Annotated in this window: 18 protein-coding genes and 1 tRNA gene; 1 reads left to right on the forward strand and 18 read right to left on the reverse strand. The window is 67.8% G+C overall.

Going from position 1 to position 16,690, the window contains the following annotated elements; all coding sequences use genetic code 11:
- Positions 1-24: 24 nt before the first annotated feature.
- The 13 genes from trhO to mpaB (ACWGO6_RS09900) form a co-directional block, all read right to left on the reverse strand.
- The gene (gene trhO / locus ACWGO6_RS09840) at positions 25-915 is read right to left on the reverse strand and encodes an oxygen-dependent tRNA uridine(34) hydroxylase TrhO (protein ID WP_452326596.1); all 891 of its coding nucleotides are present in this window, start codon (positions 913-915) and stop codon (positions 25-27) included.
- A gap of 51 nt (positions 916-966) precedes the next feature.
- Positions 967-1,632: a hypothetical protein gene (locus tag ACWGO6_RS09845; RefSeq protein ID WP_452326597.1), complete on the reverse strand. Its 666-nt coding sequence runs from the start codon at positions 1,630-1,632 to the stop codon at positions 967-969.
- Positions 1,633-1,697: 65 nt separating this feature from the next.
- Positions 1,698-2,426: an ABC transporter permease gene (locus tag ACWGO6_RS09850; protein WP_452326598.1), complete on the reverse strand. Its 729-nt coding sequence runs from the start codon at positions 2,424-2,426 to the stop codon at positions 1,698-1,700.
- A complete protein-coding gene (locus ACWGO6_RS09855; RefSeq protein ID WP_376100563.1) occupies positions 2,423-3,139 on the reverse strand; it encodes an ATP-binding cassette domain-containing protein in 717 nt (238 codons plus the stop codon). Before ACWGO6_RS09855 ends, ACWGO6_RS09850 begins: the two co-directional genes overlap by 4 nt.
- A 13-nt stretch (positions 3,140-3,152) precedes the next feature.
- Positions 3,153-4,832 (reverse strand): daptide biosynthesis intramembrane metalloprotease, encoded by a 1,680-nt coding sequence (mpaP, locus tag ACWGO6_RS09860; RefSeq protein WP_452326599.1) that lies wholly within the window; start codon positions 4,830-4,832, stop codon positions 3,153-3,155.
- Positions 4,813-5,616, reverse strand: coding sequence for a daptide-type RiPP biosynthesis methyltransferase (mpaM, locus tag ACWGO6_RS09865; protein WP_452326600.1), 804 nt, complete (start codon positions 5,614-5,616; stop codon positions 4,813-4,815). The genes mpaP and mpaM overlap by 20 nt, the downstream gene beginning before the upstream one ends.
- A gap of 88 nt (positions 5,617-5,704) precedes the next feature.
- Positions 5,705-5,824 (reverse strand): MpaA3 family daptide-type RiPP, encoded by a 120-nt coding sequence (gene mpaA3 / locus ACWGO6_RS09870; RefSeq protein WP_308737017.1) that lies wholly within the window; start codon positions 5,822-5,824, stop codon positions 5,705-5,707.
- Between the two features lie 35 nt (positions 5,825-5,859).
- Complete coding sequence (gene mpaA2, locus ACWGO6_RS09875) at positions 5,860-5,985, reverse strand: MpaA2 family daptide-type RiPP (protein WP_258131036.1); 126 nt, start codon at positions 5,983-5,985, stop codon at positions 5,860-5,862.
- Between the two features lie 42 nt (positions 5,986-6,027).
- Complete coding sequence (gene mpaA1 / locus ACWGO6_RS09880) at positions 6,028-6,162, reverse strand: MpaA1 family daptide-type RiPP (RefSeq protein WP_275087554.1); 135 nt, start codon at positions 6,160-6,162, stop codon at positions 6,028-6,030.
- Positions 6,163-7,350 (reverse strand): daptide-type RiPP biosynthesis dehydogenase, encoded by a 1,188-nt coding sequence (gene mpaC, locus ACWGO6_RS09885; protein ID WP_452326601.1) that lies wholly within the window; start codon positions 7,348-7,350, stop codon positions 6,163-6,165.
- Complete coding sequence (gene mpaD, locus ACWGO6_RS09890; RefSeq protein WP_136040758.1) at positions 7,347-8,606, reverse strand: daptide-type RiPP biosynthesis aminotransferase; 1,260 nt, start codon at positions 8,604-8,606, stop codon at positions 7,347-7,349. Before mpaD ends, mpaC begins: the two co-directional genes overlap by 4 nt.
- Positions 8,603-9,655 carry a daptide biosynthesis RiPP recognition protein gene (mpaB, locus tag ACWGO6_RS09895; protein ID WP_452326602.1) on the reverse strand — a complete coding sequence of 351 codons (1,053 nt, stop codon included), beginning with the start codon at positions 9,653-9,655 and terminating at the stop codon, positions 8,603-8,605. The genes mpaD and mpaB (ACWGO6_RS09895) overlap by 4 nt, the downstream gene beginning before the upstream one ends.
- Positions 9,652-10,728: a daptide biosynthesis RiPP recognition protein gene (gene mpaB / locus ACWGO6_RS09900; RefSeq protein WP_136040762.1), complete on the reverse strand. Its 1,077-nt coding sequence runs from the start codon at positions 10,726-10,728 to the stop codon at positions 9,652-9,654. The genes mpaB (ACWGO6_RS09895) and mpaB (ACWGO6_RS09900) overlap by 4 nt, the downstream gene beginning before the upstream one ends.
- A 177-nt stretch (positions 10,729-10,905) precedes the next feature.
- Here mpaB (ACWGO6_RS09900) and ACWGO6_RS09905 point away from each other — a divergent pair.
- Positions 10,906-10,993 (forward strand) — tRNA-Ser (locus tag ACWGO6_RS09905).
- Between the two features lie 185 nt (positions 10,994-11,178).
- On the opposite strand, the gene ACWGO6_RS09910 is transcribed toward ACWGO6_RS09905, so the two are convergent.
- The 5 genes from ACWGO6_RS09910 to ACWGO6_RS09930 all read right to left on the reverse strand — a co-directional run bounded on the left by ACWGO6_RS09910 (position 11,179) and on the right by ACWGO6_RS09930 (position 16,627).
- On the reverse strand, positions 11,179-11,781 hold the full coding sequence (locus ACWGO6_RS09910) for an N-acetyltransferase family protein (RefSeq protein WP_452326603.1): 603 nt from the start codon (positions 11,779-11,781) through the stop codon (positions 11,179-11,181).
- 28 nt (positions 11,782-11,809) lie between these two features.
- A complete protein-coding gene (locus ACWGO6_RS09915) occupies positions 11,810-12,439 on the reverse strand; it encodes a phosphatase PAP2 family protein (protein ID WP_452326604.1) in 630 nt (209 codons plus the stop codon).
- A 31-nt stretch (positions 12,440-12,470) separates the two neighbouring features.
- Positions 12,471-13,865, reverse strand: a complete 1,395-nt coding sequence (locus ACWGO6_RS09920) for a multidrug effflux MFS transporter (protein WP_452326605.1) — start codon at positions 13,863-13,865, stop codon at positions 12,471-12,473.
- A 159-nt stretch (positions 13,866-14,024) separates the two neighbouring features.
- The gene (locus ACWGO6_RS09925) at positions 14,025-15,179 is read right to left on the reverse strand and encodes a cystathionine gamma-synthase (protein ID WP_452326606.1); all 1,155 of its coding nucleotides are present in this window, start codon (positions 15,177-15,179) and stop codon (positions 14,025-14,027) included.
- Between the two features lie 71 nt (positions 15,180-15,250).
- The gene (locus ACWGO6_RS09930) at positions 15,251-16,627 is read right to left on the reverse strand and encodes a cystathionine beta-synthase (protein ID WP_136040767.1); all 1,377 of its coding nucleotides are present in this window, start codon (positions 16,625-16,627) and stop codon (positions 15,251-15,253) included.
- Positions 16,628-16,690 lie beyond the last annotated feature (63 nt).

Genomic DNA, 16,690 nt, shown 5'->3' on the forward strand with positions numbered 1-16,690 from the left:
AGGGCGGGCGCTGGACGGTCGCGTTCAGGCGGCGTGCGCCGAGCAGGGCACAGCGACGCAGGCCTCGCACACCACGAACTGCGAGCGGCACGAGAGGTCGGGGCAGTTGGCGGTGCGCTTGGTGGGCGCCCCGCACCCGACGCATTCGCCGATGACGCGGGCATGGTCCGAGAAGTCGACCGAGCCCCGGCCGTCGAACACATAGAGCGACCCGTCCCAGAGGCCGTCGTCGCCGTACTTCTCGCCGTAGCGGACGATGCCGCCCTCGAGCTGGTAGACCTCGCCGAAGCCGCGAGCCGTCATCAGGCTCGACAACACCTCGCAGCGGATCCCGCCGGTGCAGTAGGTGACCACGGGCTTGCCCTTGAGCTCGTCGTAGGCACCGGAGTCGAGGAGCTGCACGAAATCCCGGGTGGTCTCGGTGTCGGGCACGACCGCGCCGCGGAACCGCCCGATCTGCGCCTCGAGGGCGTTGCGGCCGTCGAAGAACACCACGTCGTCGCCGCGCTCCTCGATCAGCCCGTGCAGTTCCTCGGGGGTGAGACGCGTCCCTCCGCCGACGACGCCGTGCTCGTCGACCCGCAGCTCGCCGGGAGCCCCGAACGACACGATCTCGTCGCGCACCTTGACGCTGAGCTTGGGGAAGTCGAGGCTGCGGCCCTCGGCATCCAAGCCGGTCCCCTCGCTCCACTTGATGTCGGCGTCCGCGAACGGCGCGTACGAGCGGAAGGAACGGAGCCACTTCTTGAGGACCGTGATGTCGCCGCCCAGCGTGCCGTTGATCCCGTCCTTCGAGATGAGCAGTCGCCCACGCAGCCCGAGCGCCTCGCCGAGATCGCGCTGCCAGACGCGCACGGCGTCGGGGTCGGCGAGGGGCGTGAACGCATAGAAGAGGACGATCTTGGGGGTTGCCACCCAGGAATCCTACGTCGGGGATAGGCGGTGGGTGGAACTCGCTCAGAGCCGCTACTTCACGTCACGCTTCAGGAACGCGACGGCACCGGCCGCGAGCGCCAGCACCACCCACCCTGCTCCCACCAGCACGGCCAGGGAGGTGTCGAGGGCGTCTTCCGGTGCCAGTCCCACGGTGACGAGGTCGAACTGAAACGCCTCGAGCATCGCGAGCAGCGGGAAGTAGGCAGCGCCGACGCTCCAGAACGGCGCGACCAGCAACGCCACCGCCATGGACATGGAGGCGACGAACAGCGCCACCAGATGGGCCTGGATGACGATCCCCAGCCCCAGACCCCAGAGGCCGGCGACAGCACCGAGCGCGACGGCGGTCCCGACCGATGACCACTGCATCGGGATGCCGCCCATGGCGATCGTGAGCGCAACGTGACCCCCGACGACGCCCGCGAGCGCGACGACCGCCCCACCCAGGGCGGAAGTGGGCAGCCGGACGAGGAGGATCGCCCAGCGAGGCTGCAGCATCAGCCGCTGCGCGATGACACCATCTCGCCGGTCGACGGTGTATCGGAACGAGCCGTAGACAGCGGCGAGAACTGATCCATAGGTCGCGAGCACGGCCGCGAAGGGCGCGATGAGCGCCTCGCGAGCATCAGCAGGGGCGTCCGCGAACTCCGGCGGGATGGTCGTCGCAAGGGAGAGCGACACCACGATCGCCGCCACCGCGCTCCAGAGGAGGACGACGTCAGACCTGAAGCTGCGGGCCTGTGCTCGGAGAGCCCGCCGGATCACGCGACCGCCCTTCGCCGTCGGTGCCATGCGAGTGCGACGAGGCCGAGAGTCCATGCGAGCGCGACGCCGAGGGCAGGCACGAACTCGAGCAGTCGGTCCTGGTATCCGGGGACGCTCAGCGCGGCGAGAGCCAGCCCGGGCGAGAACCTCGCCACCTCGGGCGCGTTGCGCAGCAGCGCGAACTCGACCGCCATCGGAACGGCGAGCACGAGTGCCGCAGTCACGTAGTAGTTACGGGTGATCCAGCCGGTGGCGCCTCCCACGAGCGCGCCGAGCACCGCCCCCAACAGAGCGCCTGCGTACATGCGCCAGGCATCCGTCGTGAGCGCGAGCACCAGTCCGTCTTGGATCAGGACGAAATGAACGCCCACGGTCCACAGCACCATGATGCAAGAAGACAGTGCGACGGCGACGAGGGCACCGGCCACGAGCTTCCCGGTGAACACTCGACGGAAGCCGACTCCGGTGAGTGTCCGGTCCATCGAGCCGTAGTAGTACTCACGGGTGACACCGTATGCCCCGACGAACGCCGCAGCGACGGCAGACCAGGCGAGCGGCTCCAGGAGCCGGACGGTCGCCGCACCGGCATCGAGGCCGGCGAGATCGAAGCGGGAGCCGTCGGAGAAGAGCACGAACAGAGGCATGAGGATCGCTATGAAGTACACCGGCAGAATAGAGAGTCCGCTCGTGGCACGGAGCACTTCGCTTCGAATGGCGCTTCTCATGCGGGTGCTCCTTCGACGAGGTCGAAGTACTTGCTCTCGAGCGAGTCGCCGTCACTCGTCACGAGGTCGCCGAGCCGTCCGGCGTACAGCGCGCGCCGCTTGATGACGACGACCTCATCCACGACCTGTTGCAGTTCGGGCAGTTGATGACTGGCGATCAAGACGGTGCCGCCGCTGTCCGCGAAGCCGCGGAGGAACCGCCGGAGCCACCGGATGCCGTCGGGGTCCAGCCCGTTCGCCGGCTCGTCCAGGATGAGAGTCCGGGGCGAACCGATGAGAGCAGCAGCGAGTCCGAGCCGCTGGGCCATCCCCGTCGAATAGGTCTTGACGCGGCGACGCGCATCTGCTGCGAGTCCGACCACCTCCAGCACCTCGTCGACCCGGTCGGGTGGTGCGCCGGCCGCGACTCGGGATATCTCCAGATGCCTTCTCGCGGTGATACCCAGCTCGAACCCGAACCCGTCCATGTGGACGCCGACGTGCGATGCGGGGTTGTCGAGTGAGGTGAACGGCGCACCATCGATGAGGCTGTCGCCGCTGGTCGGCGCGAGCAGGCCCACGATGCTGCGCAGAGTCGTCGACTTGCCCGCGCCGTTGGGACCGAGCAGACCGACGATGGAACCGCGCGGCACAGCGAAAGACAGCGCTTCGACGGCCGTCCGCTTCCCGTATCGCTTCGTGAGTGCTCGGACTTCGATTGCATGATCGTTCATCTTGATCCTCTTCCTACTTCTCGCTCGGGTGGGCCGACAGCGGCTGAATCACGCCGGTGACCCAGAGGAACTCCCACAGACTCGACGTGCCGAGCTCGACCCTCGCCTGCCCGGCCTCGGGAGGACTCCCGCTTCTGTCGGATATATCCACTTCGGCGAAGGACACTGCCGGGACGGACACGCCCTCCGCCGTTGCAGGGACCAGAGCATCGAGCGGCACCCTCGTCGCTTCGGGTCGCTGCGGTCTTGCCGTTCCTTCACCGACCGGCCGGCTCCCGAGGATGCCGCTGCTCAAGAGCACGATAGGGCTCCCAGCCCGTATCTTCACGGGCGTCTGCCCGTCGGCGTGGACAAGGACCACTCGGCCGCCTTCTGTGGAGAAGCCGAATGTGGCGGTCATCGGAACGGAGATCAAGGCTCCGGCGATCACCATGCTCACGCCCAGCGCGGCGCAGACCGAGGTGAACCGCAGCCGCGACCTGCCCGACCGGAGCACCCGGTGCAGGGCCCTCCACAAAAGCCCCATCCCGACGAGCACGACGACGGCTTCCAGCGCCACCACGAACATCCCGAGAATCGGTCCGCCCGCGGCCAGCGATCGGACCGCGCGTGTGACGGCGAACAGCACCAGCACGATCGGTGCGATGAGGCTCGCGAGGCCGAACGGCACGCTCCACCACGTGTTCACGCTCTTGCTCATGCGTCGTCCGCCGAAGAGGAGGCGGGTCAGGAAGTTCGCTCCGTCGCGAATCGTCCGATTCCTGAGGTTCGGCTCGTCCAGCGCACTCATGAGCGCGATATACCCGTCGAACCGCACGAACGGGATCAGATTGACGAGAACGATGGCCGTGCAGGAGAGACCGAGGATCTGCAGGGTCTCGCGGACGATCGGTTGCGGAGCCACCAGTGCCGCCGTGAGTGCGATCGCGGCGACCACAGTGTGTACGGCCGGTCCGGCAAGCGCCACGTCCACGCGCTGCCGGCGGCGAGCCAGGCGCCAGCCATCCGTCACATCGACGAAAAAAGCGGGAGCGAGGTAGAAGAGCATGACGCCAGCGCGCCGGGGCCTGCCACCGTAGCGCGTGAGTGTGAGGCCGTGGGCGCTCTCATGGAGCAGGGTGAGGCAAGCGAGCACGGCGACGAGAACCACGATCGCCACCAAGGGTAAGGGCGTGGTGACGACATTCAGCAGCTCTCTCGCCTGAAGGATGGCGGCCACGAACCCCAGGCAGAGCAGGGTGGCAACGGATACCAGGATCACCCGGCGTGAGAGGGGCGCGATCAAACGGTCCACTCGACCGAAGATGGCGGCCGCGCGAAGCGTTGCGATCTGCAGCGTGAACGGAGGCCGATAGGTCAGCCGACCGGGCGGCAGCTTCGTTTCGCCCTCGAGCAGCCCCGTGGCGCGAAAACGCTCGACCAGCTCCAGGAAAGCCTCCGACGACTCGGATGCGGCGAAGCGCAGGTGCAGATCCTGCAGCGAGGTCGTGCCGTCCATCGCCGACAGCAGGGCGATGACCGGCGGCGAGACCCGGGATGAAGGCACGCCGTGCAGCACCGCTATCGCCATCGATTCATCGTCGGCTCCCACGAACGTGACTCCGGACGACAGAAGCGGACACGCATTTGCAGTGAGCGGAGTCGGCGTGGATCTCTTCCGCCCCCGAAGCGAGCTAGTCGGAAACATCGCCATCCGCCAGCCCCGGGGTTGCCGGCCACGAAGTCTTGAGAAGGAGGATCTCCGCGCCGAGGTGCGTTCGAACGGGAGATACAGCGGGCTCGTCGAAACCGGCTTCGACGAGTTCTCTCGAGAGGACTTCGTGGCTGAGAAGCTGCAATCTGCTCGTGAGAACGGTGACTTCTCCCCCGTCTGTCAGGTCAGAGGCACGGACCCAGTTGACCACCCGCGCCGCGCCGTCCGGTTCCACCTGCTGCGAGAAGAGATAGATCTCGTCTTGGCCTGCACCGGGGACCCTGATCTCTTGCTCCCTCGGCACGGCAAGGCTGTGCGCAGACGCCCCTGCGGCGACCGTGAAGGCGAACACCCCTCCGGGCGCGAGGTGACGCTGCACGTTCGCGTAGAGAAGCGATCTCCCCACGCGGTCGAGCAACGTGATGGATGTCGCGCCGATGATGACGAGCCCGTATCGACGTCCCAGGGAGAAGTCGCGCATGTCCGCGACGACGCACTCCCATGCCGACTGGTCCGGCAGGGCACGACGAAGATGGGCGAGCATGTCGTCCGAGAGGTCGACGGCGGTGACTCGATTACCGGATCTCACCAGCGGGATCGTCAGCCTCCCGCTGCCAGCCGCGACATCGAGGATCGGACCGGCGGTGTCTCTTGCAAGCGCTAGCACTTCTCGAATCTCTGCGCGATCGGAACCGACCAGCCGCTCGTAGAAGTCGGTGCCGGTGCCCGCGTACAGGTCCTGCTCCTGGGGGACGGCGCCGACCATCTCCAGTCGCGCCGACATGGCTTCGGTGATGAAACCTGACATTCAACAATCGCCTTTCAGCGGGGAGCAATGGGGTGCGGGCGCGCGATGCGCCCGCACCCCTCGGTCAGGTCGCGATCGCGGCCGCACCGCCGATGATGGCGATGATGTAGCTCGCGTGCTCCCACCATTCGAGTGGCGAGTCGATCTGTTCGAGTTCCTGGAACTCCAGCGACTTCGTCTGCAATTCATACCTCCTGGGTCGACATGCGAATGCGACTCCTACGTCAGCGCGAGGATTCCGATGATCACGCCAACGGCGAAGCCCCGCATGTAGTCATCAGCGTCGTTCAGTGCTTCCATAGCCTCGAGTTCGGTGAACTCGAGCTTCGGGGTTGTGGCTTGCATGCTGACTTTCCCTTCTCTTGTCGATTGATCCGGCCGATGACATCACGTGGCAGCGGCCGCGCCGATCCCGATGAGTATCAGAGCGCTTCCGACGCCCCTGTAGAAGCTCTCCCAGTCGGGGGCATCCATCTCCTCCAGCTCTTGGAAGTGGATCTGCTTTTCCGTGCTGTGGTTCATTCAATTCACCTCCTCCGATGCGAATGTCGATGGTCGGCACGCGTTGCCGACCGGCTGAGGGCTCCAGCAGGAATCGCGGAGCACGTCGCAGAAGTCTTGTGCGACGAGACCTGGGAGCATCGGGTGGTGATTTCCCCATGCTCGTTCTGTGGCAGCGGAGATGCGGCCGATATCGTGAGCGCTCGGCCGCCGTGGACACGGGATCCCCCAGCGGTCGATGAGCGCAGCGATGCCGGCGGGTGGATGGAGCGGCAGTGCCACCCCGCCTGCGATCCTCGTCCAGAAGTCCTCAAGGCTCTCCCGATCGCCCCACCTCGCGTCTCCCGAGCAGATCCGGCGCCAGATCGCAGCGATGACCGCGGCCGTGGCGACCATCTTGCGCACCTCGAGCAGGAAGGCGACCTCGTTCGCGAGGTACCAGTGGCGCGCGCTGTAGGGGTCACCGCGCAGTGCCGCCGTGCGCTGCGTGGCTGCGCTCAAGCGAGCGAGACGCAGCCTCCCCGCGGCGGACGCCGAGTCGCGAGCGGCCGTTTCGAGGAGCGCCCTGCCGAGGGCGACGGCGTCGCCGTTCGCCCTGGCGCTTCGTCGAGAACTCGTCGACGCACCCGCCAGACGCAGGAACGCCTCCATCGCCCCTTCCCTGACTGCGGCGTGCGAGAGGGTGATCAGGTTGGAGGGATCGATGATCGCGTGACGCGGTCTCAGAGAGCGCCCGACGATGAGCCGGTAGCCTATTTCGTTCTTGAGGATGCTGACGCTGTTCGTCTCCGACGAAGTGCCGAGCGTCGTCGGCACCGCCACGATTTCCACGGGCGGCGGCGAATCGGGCAAGAAGGTCAGCGCTGACCTCGATGCATGCCCGACGGCGTAATCGAACACCCGTCCGGGGGCGAGCGCCAGGGCCGCGATCTTGCTCGCATCGAGAATGCTACCCCCGCCGACCGCCACGATGACTCGGGGAGGACGACGAACGATCTCGCGTGCGATGTCCGTCACCGTCGTGACATCCACCGCGAGTGCGTCGACGGCGATCATCCGCGCGCCGTAGTCGTCCAGCAGGGGAACGGTGACGGCCGAATCCGCGATCACGAGAGTCTCGCGCCCTGCCGTGAGGGATACCACCCTCTCGCGCGCCAGCCCTGTCCCGTGCCACAGCGTGGGAATGCGCTCGGCAGATTCCCGGGTCATGCGGAGAGCTCCCACGCCTGCACGACACCCGCACGCACCGCCGTATCCATCTCGATGAGTTCGGCAGCGGTGAACCCATACGCGGGAATCAGTTCGATGCAGCTCGGCCCCGGCTGCACCACGACGCCTTTCTCCGCGATTGCGGAGACGACGCGGAGAACCTCGGGGCCGGACAGCGGATTCCCGTCTCGGTCGTGGAGTTCCAGTCCAAGGAAGCAGCCGCGTCCCGCGACCCGGTCGACGACACCGTCCGACACCAACCGCGTCGTGAGCTGCGACAAGTCGTCGGCCAGTGACGTGGTCACCGATTCCACGTCGATGCGGTGCAGTTCTTCGATGACGGCGACGATGGCCGCCGCGCACGCGGGTGTGCCCGCCTGCGTCTCGCCGTGAACGAACGTCCAGCCTCCTCGGACGAACTCGGAGGCCAGTCGGTGCCCGATGAGGAGTGCGGCGGCGCCCATCGCGCCGTTCGTCAGCGCTTTGGAGAGAATGAGGACGTCGGGTGCGGCGGCCCAGCGGTCAGTGGCGAACATCGTCCCGGTGCGGCCGAATCCTGTCGCGACCTCATCGGCCACGATCAGGAACCCGTACTCCTCTCGGAGAGCGAGAAGACGGGACACGAAGGCAGCGGAGAGCGCGTACGCCCCGCTGCCGAGGACGGGCTCGACGACCACCGAGGCCACCCGCGAGCCTTCGCGTGAGAGCAATGTCGCCAGCTCTTCCCCGTCGTCGCTGTGCGAGACGTGCCGCACTGACCTGCGGTCGACCGAATACACCGCTTGGAGGAGGTCATCGCCGCTCAGCGCGTGACTGCCGTACATGGTGCCGTGATAGCTGCCCTTCAGACCGACGACGAGCGAGCGGGATCCGGCCCCCTTCTGTGCCCAGTACTGCCGTGTCAGCTTCACGGCCGCATCATTCGCTGCTCCGCCCGATGTGGAGAAGATGACACGGCCGTACCTGCTCGGGTTCGCCAGTTCGACGAGAGCCTCCGCCGCGACTTCCGCGTACCTGTGCGGCGCTCTGAACAGGGAGAGGTACGAGGCATCATGTGTCGCCCTGCTCACTGCTTCGGCGACCGCGGGGTTGCCGAAGCCGAGTGGAGCGTTCCATAGCCCACTCGTCGCGCAGAGCCGAGTCGAGCCGTCTGCGAACTCGATTCGATTTCCGGCCGCGCCGACGGCGATCCGGTCACTCGTGAAGGTCGCGTCTGCCGGGAGCATCGAGGTCCACAGCGCGTGCGGGTCGGTCATGCGTCGACTCCCGTGGTGCGTCGTACGGAGGCAGCGCGGCTGCCGAAATGTATGCCGAGAGCCGCAAGGGCCTCACCGCACAGGGATCCCGCCTCCGGCACGGGAATGCCGAGCTGCCGCGCCACGCGCTCCGCCGCGAGCTGCTGAGCGCTCGAGGTCTGCACGACCGCGACCACCATGGCGGTCAGGGGCGACAGCAGCTGGCGCCTCCGGGTGGTGGGGTCTGCCAGCAGGAAGCCGTCTGCGGTCTCGAGCAAGAATGGATCGCTCGCCTGCGGTTCGGCATCGTCGAGGGCATCGTCGATCAGCGACCAGCCGAACCCCGCGATCCTCGCCGCACCGTTGGCGAGCCGGAGTATCTTCATGAGATCCGTTGCGTTGAGGTATCGACCGATCCATCTCCGACTCGCGAGATCAGCGAGGAAGACCTCCCTGGGTGCGATGTCTTCCCACACAGCAACATGGGGAAGCGGGACCGTGAGCAAGCGGTGCAGGTCGTCGACGTGGCCGATGACGGGCCCTCGAACACCGATGCTGGCGCTGCCATCGGGACTCACTCGGATGGCACTCGGAGCCTCGAGAGCACCGGGGTCGGCGAGCGCTGCGCGGTTCGCGAGGAGAATCCTGGGGTCGATCAACGCTGAGGGAAAGACGCCCGTCTGGCGGGCGAGCTCAGCGTCGTCGAGGAAGGCACGCCAACTCGACATGTCGAAAAAGCACACTGCAGTGGGTCCGACGATCTGCACGTAGTCGGCTGCGACATAGTCCTGGAGCTCGACTCTGCGTTCGCCGAAGAACAGCTCGTCACCGACATCATGAAGCGCTCCGCCGTAATGGACGGCCGTGGCGGGTCCGGCATATGGCTCGCTGTCCGCCGGCAACAGAACGACGTCGCCCTTGCCCGCCACCGTGTTCAGGCTCCGCGCCGAAGCTCCGCTCTCGACGAGAAAGACCCGCGGGTACTGTTCACGCGATCCGGTGATCCACTCCCGCAGCGCCCGGGCTCCGACGGCGTCCCTCTCCACGCCTGCCGCCTCGTCCCGCGTCATGCTCCATCCCGCCGCATCGCCGTGAGGTCGAGCCCTGCCGCCGCGAATCTGTCTCGTAGCTCGCGCACCAACGGAGTCACACTGCTCACCCGGCTCCCGAGTTCGATCGCAAGCAGTGCCGCGGCCTCCGACTCGTCAGACGTGGCGATCAGACATTCGGCCGCCCTCGCGGAATCGACGGTGAGACGTATGCGTCTGCGGTTGATCCGATCGACCAGGACGTATTCATCGCCGTCCCCTGTGACGAGGAAGGGTGCGCGTGCCGACAGTGCCGCGGGGTACGACCCGCCCTCGTCGAGCGCCGCGACAAGGTGGCCACCGAAGCCGGAAATGGCGGGGCGCTCGGGCGCGCTCCCCCAGAGTCGCAGCAGGTCGAGAGCCGCCAGATAGCGCTCGAACCACGGGCGGTCGTCGAGGTCCGCCTCGAGGACTCGCGGGTCGACGATCCCGGCGAATGATCGGCCGCGCCCCGCCCTCGACGCTGCCTCCGACTCGACGTCGGCCCGTTCCTCCCCCACTTTCCCGAGGAGAAGCCCATCGGGTCCGTCTCGATACTCGCCGCGACGCGTGACATGGATTCGTACAAGCGAATCGCCGGCGGAGTCAGCCGGGAGAAAGGAGTCCCGGGAATCCAACCGAACGTCGGCACTCAGGAGCTGTCCGATGAAGGCCCCGGACTCCCACGCCGTGTCGGCATCGCTGAGGAAGGCGGCGATGGCTGCTGCCGAGCGCTGCCGGACGACGGTCGGTCCGACGACGGAGAGGAACGGGAGGGCGATGTAGTCCTGCAGCTCGAAGGTGTGCCGCCCATCGAGGGTGATCTCGTCGCCAGGCTCCATGTAAGAACCGTCGTATCCGATGGTCCGGGGATCCGCATGTGGTGCGAGGGCGGCGGCGGGGGCGATCACGACGTCGCAGGGCTCTGCCACACGAAGCACTTCGTCGAGGTGGTCTCCGGATTCGAGAAAGAACACCGCACCCTCGACGATCCCTCGCCTCCCGGTGACGTACTGCTCGAAAGCGGTCGCCGTGCGGTGGCCGGGCCGTGACGCCGTGGTCGAGCTGTCTTGCATGTTTCCCCCAGAAGCACGAATCCCGTTTGAAGATGATGTGTCCTCATCTGAGGTTATACACGCGACGTGTGACATGCAATATTCCGTCCACAGGTCCGTCGGAAGCGGCCATCGCTGAGCGCGACGACCCTGTCACGCCGCCCTCCCCCGATCGGATAGGATGGACAGGTTGTTCCTGGTGACGTGTCCGAGCGGCCGAAGGAGCACGCTTGGAAAGCGTGTGTTGTGCAAGCAACCGCGGGTTCGAATCCCGCCGTCACCGCCAGAAACGCAAGAAGGGTCTCCGCGCCAGCGGGGGCCCTTCTTGCGTTTCTATCGAGCACTGGGGATTCGGGGAGGAGCGAGCGCAGCGAGCACCGGAGTCCCGCCGTCACCGCCAGAAACGCAAGAAGGGTCTCCGCACCAGCGGAGGCCCTTCTTGCGTTTCTCTCGAGTACCGGGGATCAGCCGTCAGCCGTCGAAGCGCACGCCGTAGATCTGCCCGCCGGGCGCCGCCGGCAGCCGCGTCATCCCGAGCCGCTCGTAGAACGCGGCCGCGCCGGCGTTGTTCGGGTCGATCCCCAGATGCAGGCCGCGCACCCCGCGGCGGGTGAGCTCGGCGAACAGGGTCTCCATGAGCCCCCGCCCGAGCCCCTGCCCCTGCGTCTCCGGCAGCAGATCGATGTGGAGGTGCGCGGGGTACTCCGCGGCGTTCGGCTCGATGCCGGGAGCGCGCTCGTACCCGTACTCCACCATGCGGTCCTCGCGGGTCGCGGGCTCCGCGGGCCGCGGGTAGCGCTCCTGCAGCGTGGGCCACCACTCGTCCCGGAACCAGGCGTAGAACACGTCGGTGTCATCCGTCGCGACGATGTAGCCGATGGTCCGCTCGTCGTCGCTCTCCACGACCCAGGCGAGGTCAGGGTGCCGTTCGGCATAGGGAACGGCGAACAGGTCGCCCCACAGCGAGTCGTCGGGGAGGATGCCGGTCGCATCGCCTCCCGCATCGGCGGTCTTCACGCAGATGTCGTACAACGCGGCACGATCGGTGGGGCGGTAGGGACGGATGCGCGACACGAAGGCTCCTCTGACTGAACGGTCGGAATCAGCCTATCGGCGCGTCGACCTCGGACTTCTTCCGCTGCACCCACGGCAGCAGCCAGGCCGCCAGCACGAGCACCACGCCGGCGCCGACGAGGGCACCGCCGAGCGTGTCGGTGGCCCAGTGCACCGACAGGAACGTGCGCGAGAGCGCCATCGCGAGCACCCACAGTGCACCGAGGATCGCCGTCCACACGCGCGGGAACAGCACCCAGATCACGAGCGCGATCGTGGCGGCGTTCGCGGTGTGGCCCGACGGGAACGAGCCGTAGTCGCTCACGACCAGCATGTCCTCGGGCCGCGCTCTCCCGAAGAGCTGCTTGAGCAGCTGCACCGCCCCGGCGCTCACGGCGAAGCACACGGCCGCGAACACCGCGCTACGCCACCGGCGCGCCAGCAGGAGAGCGAGGATCGCCAACAGCGGCACCCCGAGGATCGCCACCCAGCCCCCGCCGATCCAGTCCATGACCAACGCGAACTGCAGCAGCCAGTCGCCCCGGATACCCGCGACCATCTCGTTCCACCAGTGGTCGAAGCCGGGCGTCTCGGGATAGACGAACACCACCACGGCACCGAGGGCCGTCGCGAGGGCGAGCAGGCCCACTCCCCACCACAGCAGCATCCGTCTGTCCATCGTCCCATTCTGCGGGACGACGCGGCGCCGATCAGGGATTGAGCATCCCTACGGTCCGCGGTCGCACGACGAACCAGAGCGAGAGGATGCCGATGACGGCGCAGCCCACCATGACCGAGGCCATGGTGGTCGCGGTGATCCCGGAGCCGTGGGAGAGCCATCCGACGACCGGGGAGATGAGCCCGGCGACACCGAAGTTCGTCGCGCCGATGATGGAGGCCGCGGTGCCGGCCGCCTTCCCGTGACGATCCAACGCGAGCACCTGCACATTGGGGAACGTGAAGCCGCAGGCGGTCATGAACACGAAGAGCGGGATGACCGTTCCCCAGAGCCCGAGCCCGAGCTGGTCTGTGACGATGATCGCGACACCCGCGAGCAGCAGCACCCCGGTGGAGTACGCCATGACCCACTGCGGTCCGAAGCGCGCGGCCAGCCGAGACGCGGTCTGCACGCCGGCGACCACGCCGAGCGAGTTCACGGCGAACAATAGGCCGTACTCCTGCGCATCGAGCCCGTGCGTCTCCTGGAACAGGAAGGGCGATGCCGAGAGGTAGGAGAACAGGCCGGAGAAGGTCATGCCGCCGATCACCAGCACACCGATGAATACCCGGTCCGTGAGCACCGAGCGGTAGCGCTGCAGCATGGTCGCGCCCCCGCGGTCCTGCCGGCGGGCGACGGGCAGCGTCTCGGGGATGAACAGGATCGCCGAGAGGAGCATCACGATGCCGTACGCGGCGAGGACTACGAAGATCCCCCGCCAGGGCATGAGGGTGAGGAGCCACGAGCCGATGAGCGGCGCGATGACGGGGGCGACACCCGACACCAGAGCGAGCCGCGAGAGCATCACGACCAGGCGGCGGCCGCCGAACAGGTCGCGCACGATGGCCATCGCCACGACGCCACCGGCCGCGGCCCCCACTCCCATGAGCACGCGCGCGGCACTGAGCAGGGCGAGGTCCGGGGCGAAGGCGGCGCCGATGCTGGCGAGGACGTGGAGCGCCGTGACCGCGATCAGCGGCACCCGGCGGCCGACCTTGTCGCTGAGCGGACCGACGACGAGCTGCCCGAGGGCGAAGCCGATCATCGTGCCGGTGAGCGTCAGCTGGATCGCCGCTGCCGTGGTCTGGAAGTCCTCCTCCAGCACCGGGAAGGCCGGGAGGTAGAGGTCGATCGTGAACGGTCCGAGCGCCGTGAGCGCGCCGAGCAGGATGATGTAGAGCGTCCGGCGACCGAGGGGGATCGCGTCCCCCGGGTGCAGCATGATCGGGGCGGTCGCCGGGTTCGCACCGAGGGTGCGGATGGCGCCGGTGGCCGTGGAGGTGCGGATGCTGCCGGTGGCGGTGCGCTCGGGTTCTGCGGACGGAACGGCGTCCGACCCGTCGGGTCGCGAGGTGGGGATGGAGTCAGTGCGGGGAGCGTCGGACACGACGTCCTTCCAGAGTTCGGGTGCGCGCGGTCGAATCGATTCGGCCTGAGGGGAAGCACCCATGTTACCGCCGCAGCGGCGTCGCCATCCCTCGCCTAGATCGAGAACGCACCCCCGACCGTGCCGGAGGTGCGTTCTCGGAGCCGCGTGATGCGGAGATCAGGCGGTGATCCGCTCCAGCCCCTGCTCGAGGTCGGCGATCAGGTCGCCGATGTCCTCGATCCCGACCGAGAGCCGCACGACGTTCTCGGGCACGGCGAGCTCGGTGCCGCGCACCGACGCGTGCGTCATGTCCGGCGGGTACCCGATGAGGGATTCCACACCGCCCAGCGACTCGGCCAGTTGGAACAGGGAGGTGCTCTCGGCGAAGGCCCGCGCGGCGTCGGCGCCCGCGGCGAGCCCGAGCGAGAGCATCCCTCCGAATCCACTCATCTGCTTCGCGGCGATCTCGTGACCGGGGTGCGAGGCGAGTCCGGGGTAGTACACCTGCGCGAATTCGGGACGCGCCGCCGCCCACTCCGCGATCGCCTGCGCGTTCTCGGAGTGCTGCCGCATCCGCAGTGCGAGCGTCTTGATGCCGCGGGTGGTGAGCCAGGCGTCCAGGGGCGCGGACACCGCACCGACGGCGAACTGCTGGAACTTCACCTGGTCGAAGAAGCGGTCGTCGCCGAACACGACGGCGCCGCCGAGCACGTCGGAGTGTCCGCCGAGGTACTTCGTCGTGGAGTGCACGACCAGGTCGGCGCCGAGCGCGAGGGGCTGCTGCAGCGCGGGCGAGGCGAAGGTGTTGTCCACGACCACGATCGCGCCGGACTCGTGCGCGATCTCGGCGATGAGCGCGATGTCGACGACCTTCAGCAGCGGGTTGCTCGGCGTCTCCAGCCACACGATCTTCGTCTCGGGGCGGATCGCGGCGCGGAGCACATCCACGTCCGAGAGCTCGACCGTCGTCGTGTCGATGCCCCACGGTGCCAGCACCTTGGTGAGCAGTCGGTAGGTCCCGCCGTACACGTCGTTGCCGAGGAGCACGTGGTCGCCGGGCTTCAGGATGCCGCGCAGCAGCGCATCTTCGGCGGCAAGTCCCGAGGCGAATGAGAGGGCGCTCGCACCGCCTTCGAGCGCGGCGAGCTGCGTCTCGAGCGACGACCGCGTGGGGTTGCCGGCACGGTTGTACTCGTAGCCCTCGCGGAACCCGCCGATGCCGTCCTGCACGTGCGTGGAGGACTGGTAGATCGGCGGGATGATCGCCCCCGTCGTCGGATCGGGAGCTTGTCCTGCATGGATGGCGCGGGTGGCGAAGGCGTGGTCGGACATGCCCTCAGCCTACGACCGCCCTCGCAACGGCGGCCTTCCCGTTACGCCCGGGGTCATCGGCCGCCCGACGCTCAGCGGGACAGGTACCCGAGCAGATCCTGGCGCGTCAGGACGGTGTGCGGCTTCCCGTCTTCCGTGACGAGCAGCGCATCGGCGTCGGCGAGCGCCGTCTTCGCCTGGGCGACCGAGGCATGGATGCCGATGAGCGGAAGCCGCTCCCCCACATGTGCGCCGACGGCATCCGTCGCACTCGCGTCGCCACGGAACAGCAGGTCGAGCAGTCCCTTCTCGTCGACCGTGCCGACAACCTCGCCCATCATGACGGGCGGTTCGGCGCTGAGGACGACCAGCTGCGAGACGTCGTACTGCGTCATCATCCTGATGGCCTCGAGCACCGTGTCCGTCGGGTGCGCGTGCACGAGGTCGGGAATCCCCTCCCCCTGGCGCGACGGCCGTGCGGCGAGCACGTCGGCGACGGTCTCGCCCTCTTCCACGTCGCTGAATCCGTAGGACCGCATCCACCCGTCGTTGAAGATCTTGCCGAGGTAGCCGCGGCCACCGTCCGGAAGGAGCACGACCATGACGGCATCCGCGGGCAGATCCCGCGCCACGCGCAGCGCGCCGACGACGGCCATGCCGCTCGATCCGCCGACGAGGATCCCCTCCTCGCGCGCCAGCCGCCTCGTCATCGCGAACGAGTCCGCATCGCCCACGGCCACGATCTCGTGCGGGACGGTCGGGTCGTAGGCACCGGGCCAGATGTCCTCCCCGACGCCTTCGACGAGGTAGGGGCGACCGGTGCCGCCGCTGTAGACGCTGCCCTCCGGGTCGACGCCGACGATGCGCACGCGGCCTTCCGACACCTCGCGGAGGTATCTTCCGGTGCCCGTGATCGTGCCGCCCGTACCGACTCCGGCCACGAAATGCGTGACCTTCCCCTCGGTGTCGCGCCAGATCTCCGGCCCGGTGGTCTCGTAGTGGCTGCGAGGGCCGTTCGGGTTCTCGTACTGGTTCGGCTTGAACGCGCCGGGGATCTCACGGGTGAGTCGGTCGCTGACGCTGTAGTACGACTCCGGGCTGTCCGGCGCAACCGAGGTCGGGGTCACGACGACTTCCGCCCCGTAGGCCCGCAGCACGTCGATCTTGTCCTCGCCCACCTTGTCGGGCAGCACGAACACGCACTTGTATCCGCGCTGTTGAGCGACCAGCGCGAGACCCACTCCGGTGTTGCCGCTGGTGGGTTCGACGATCGTGCCACCGGGCTTCAGGTCGCCCGATGCCTCGGCGGCATCGATGATGCGCGCGGCGATGCGATCCTTCGACGACCCACCCGGGTTCAGGTATTCGAGCTTGACGAGCACCGTGCACGCGACGCCCTCGGTGACGCGCGTGAGCTTCACGAGGGGGGTGTCGCCTACGAGGTCGACGATCGAGTCTGCGTACTTCATGACTTCAGGGTAGACGCGCGGATGCCGCGGGCGGGGCTGTGTTTCACCCGCCCGCGGCATCCG

It is taken from the genome of Microbacterium sp. NPDC055665, from assembly GCF_053618035.1.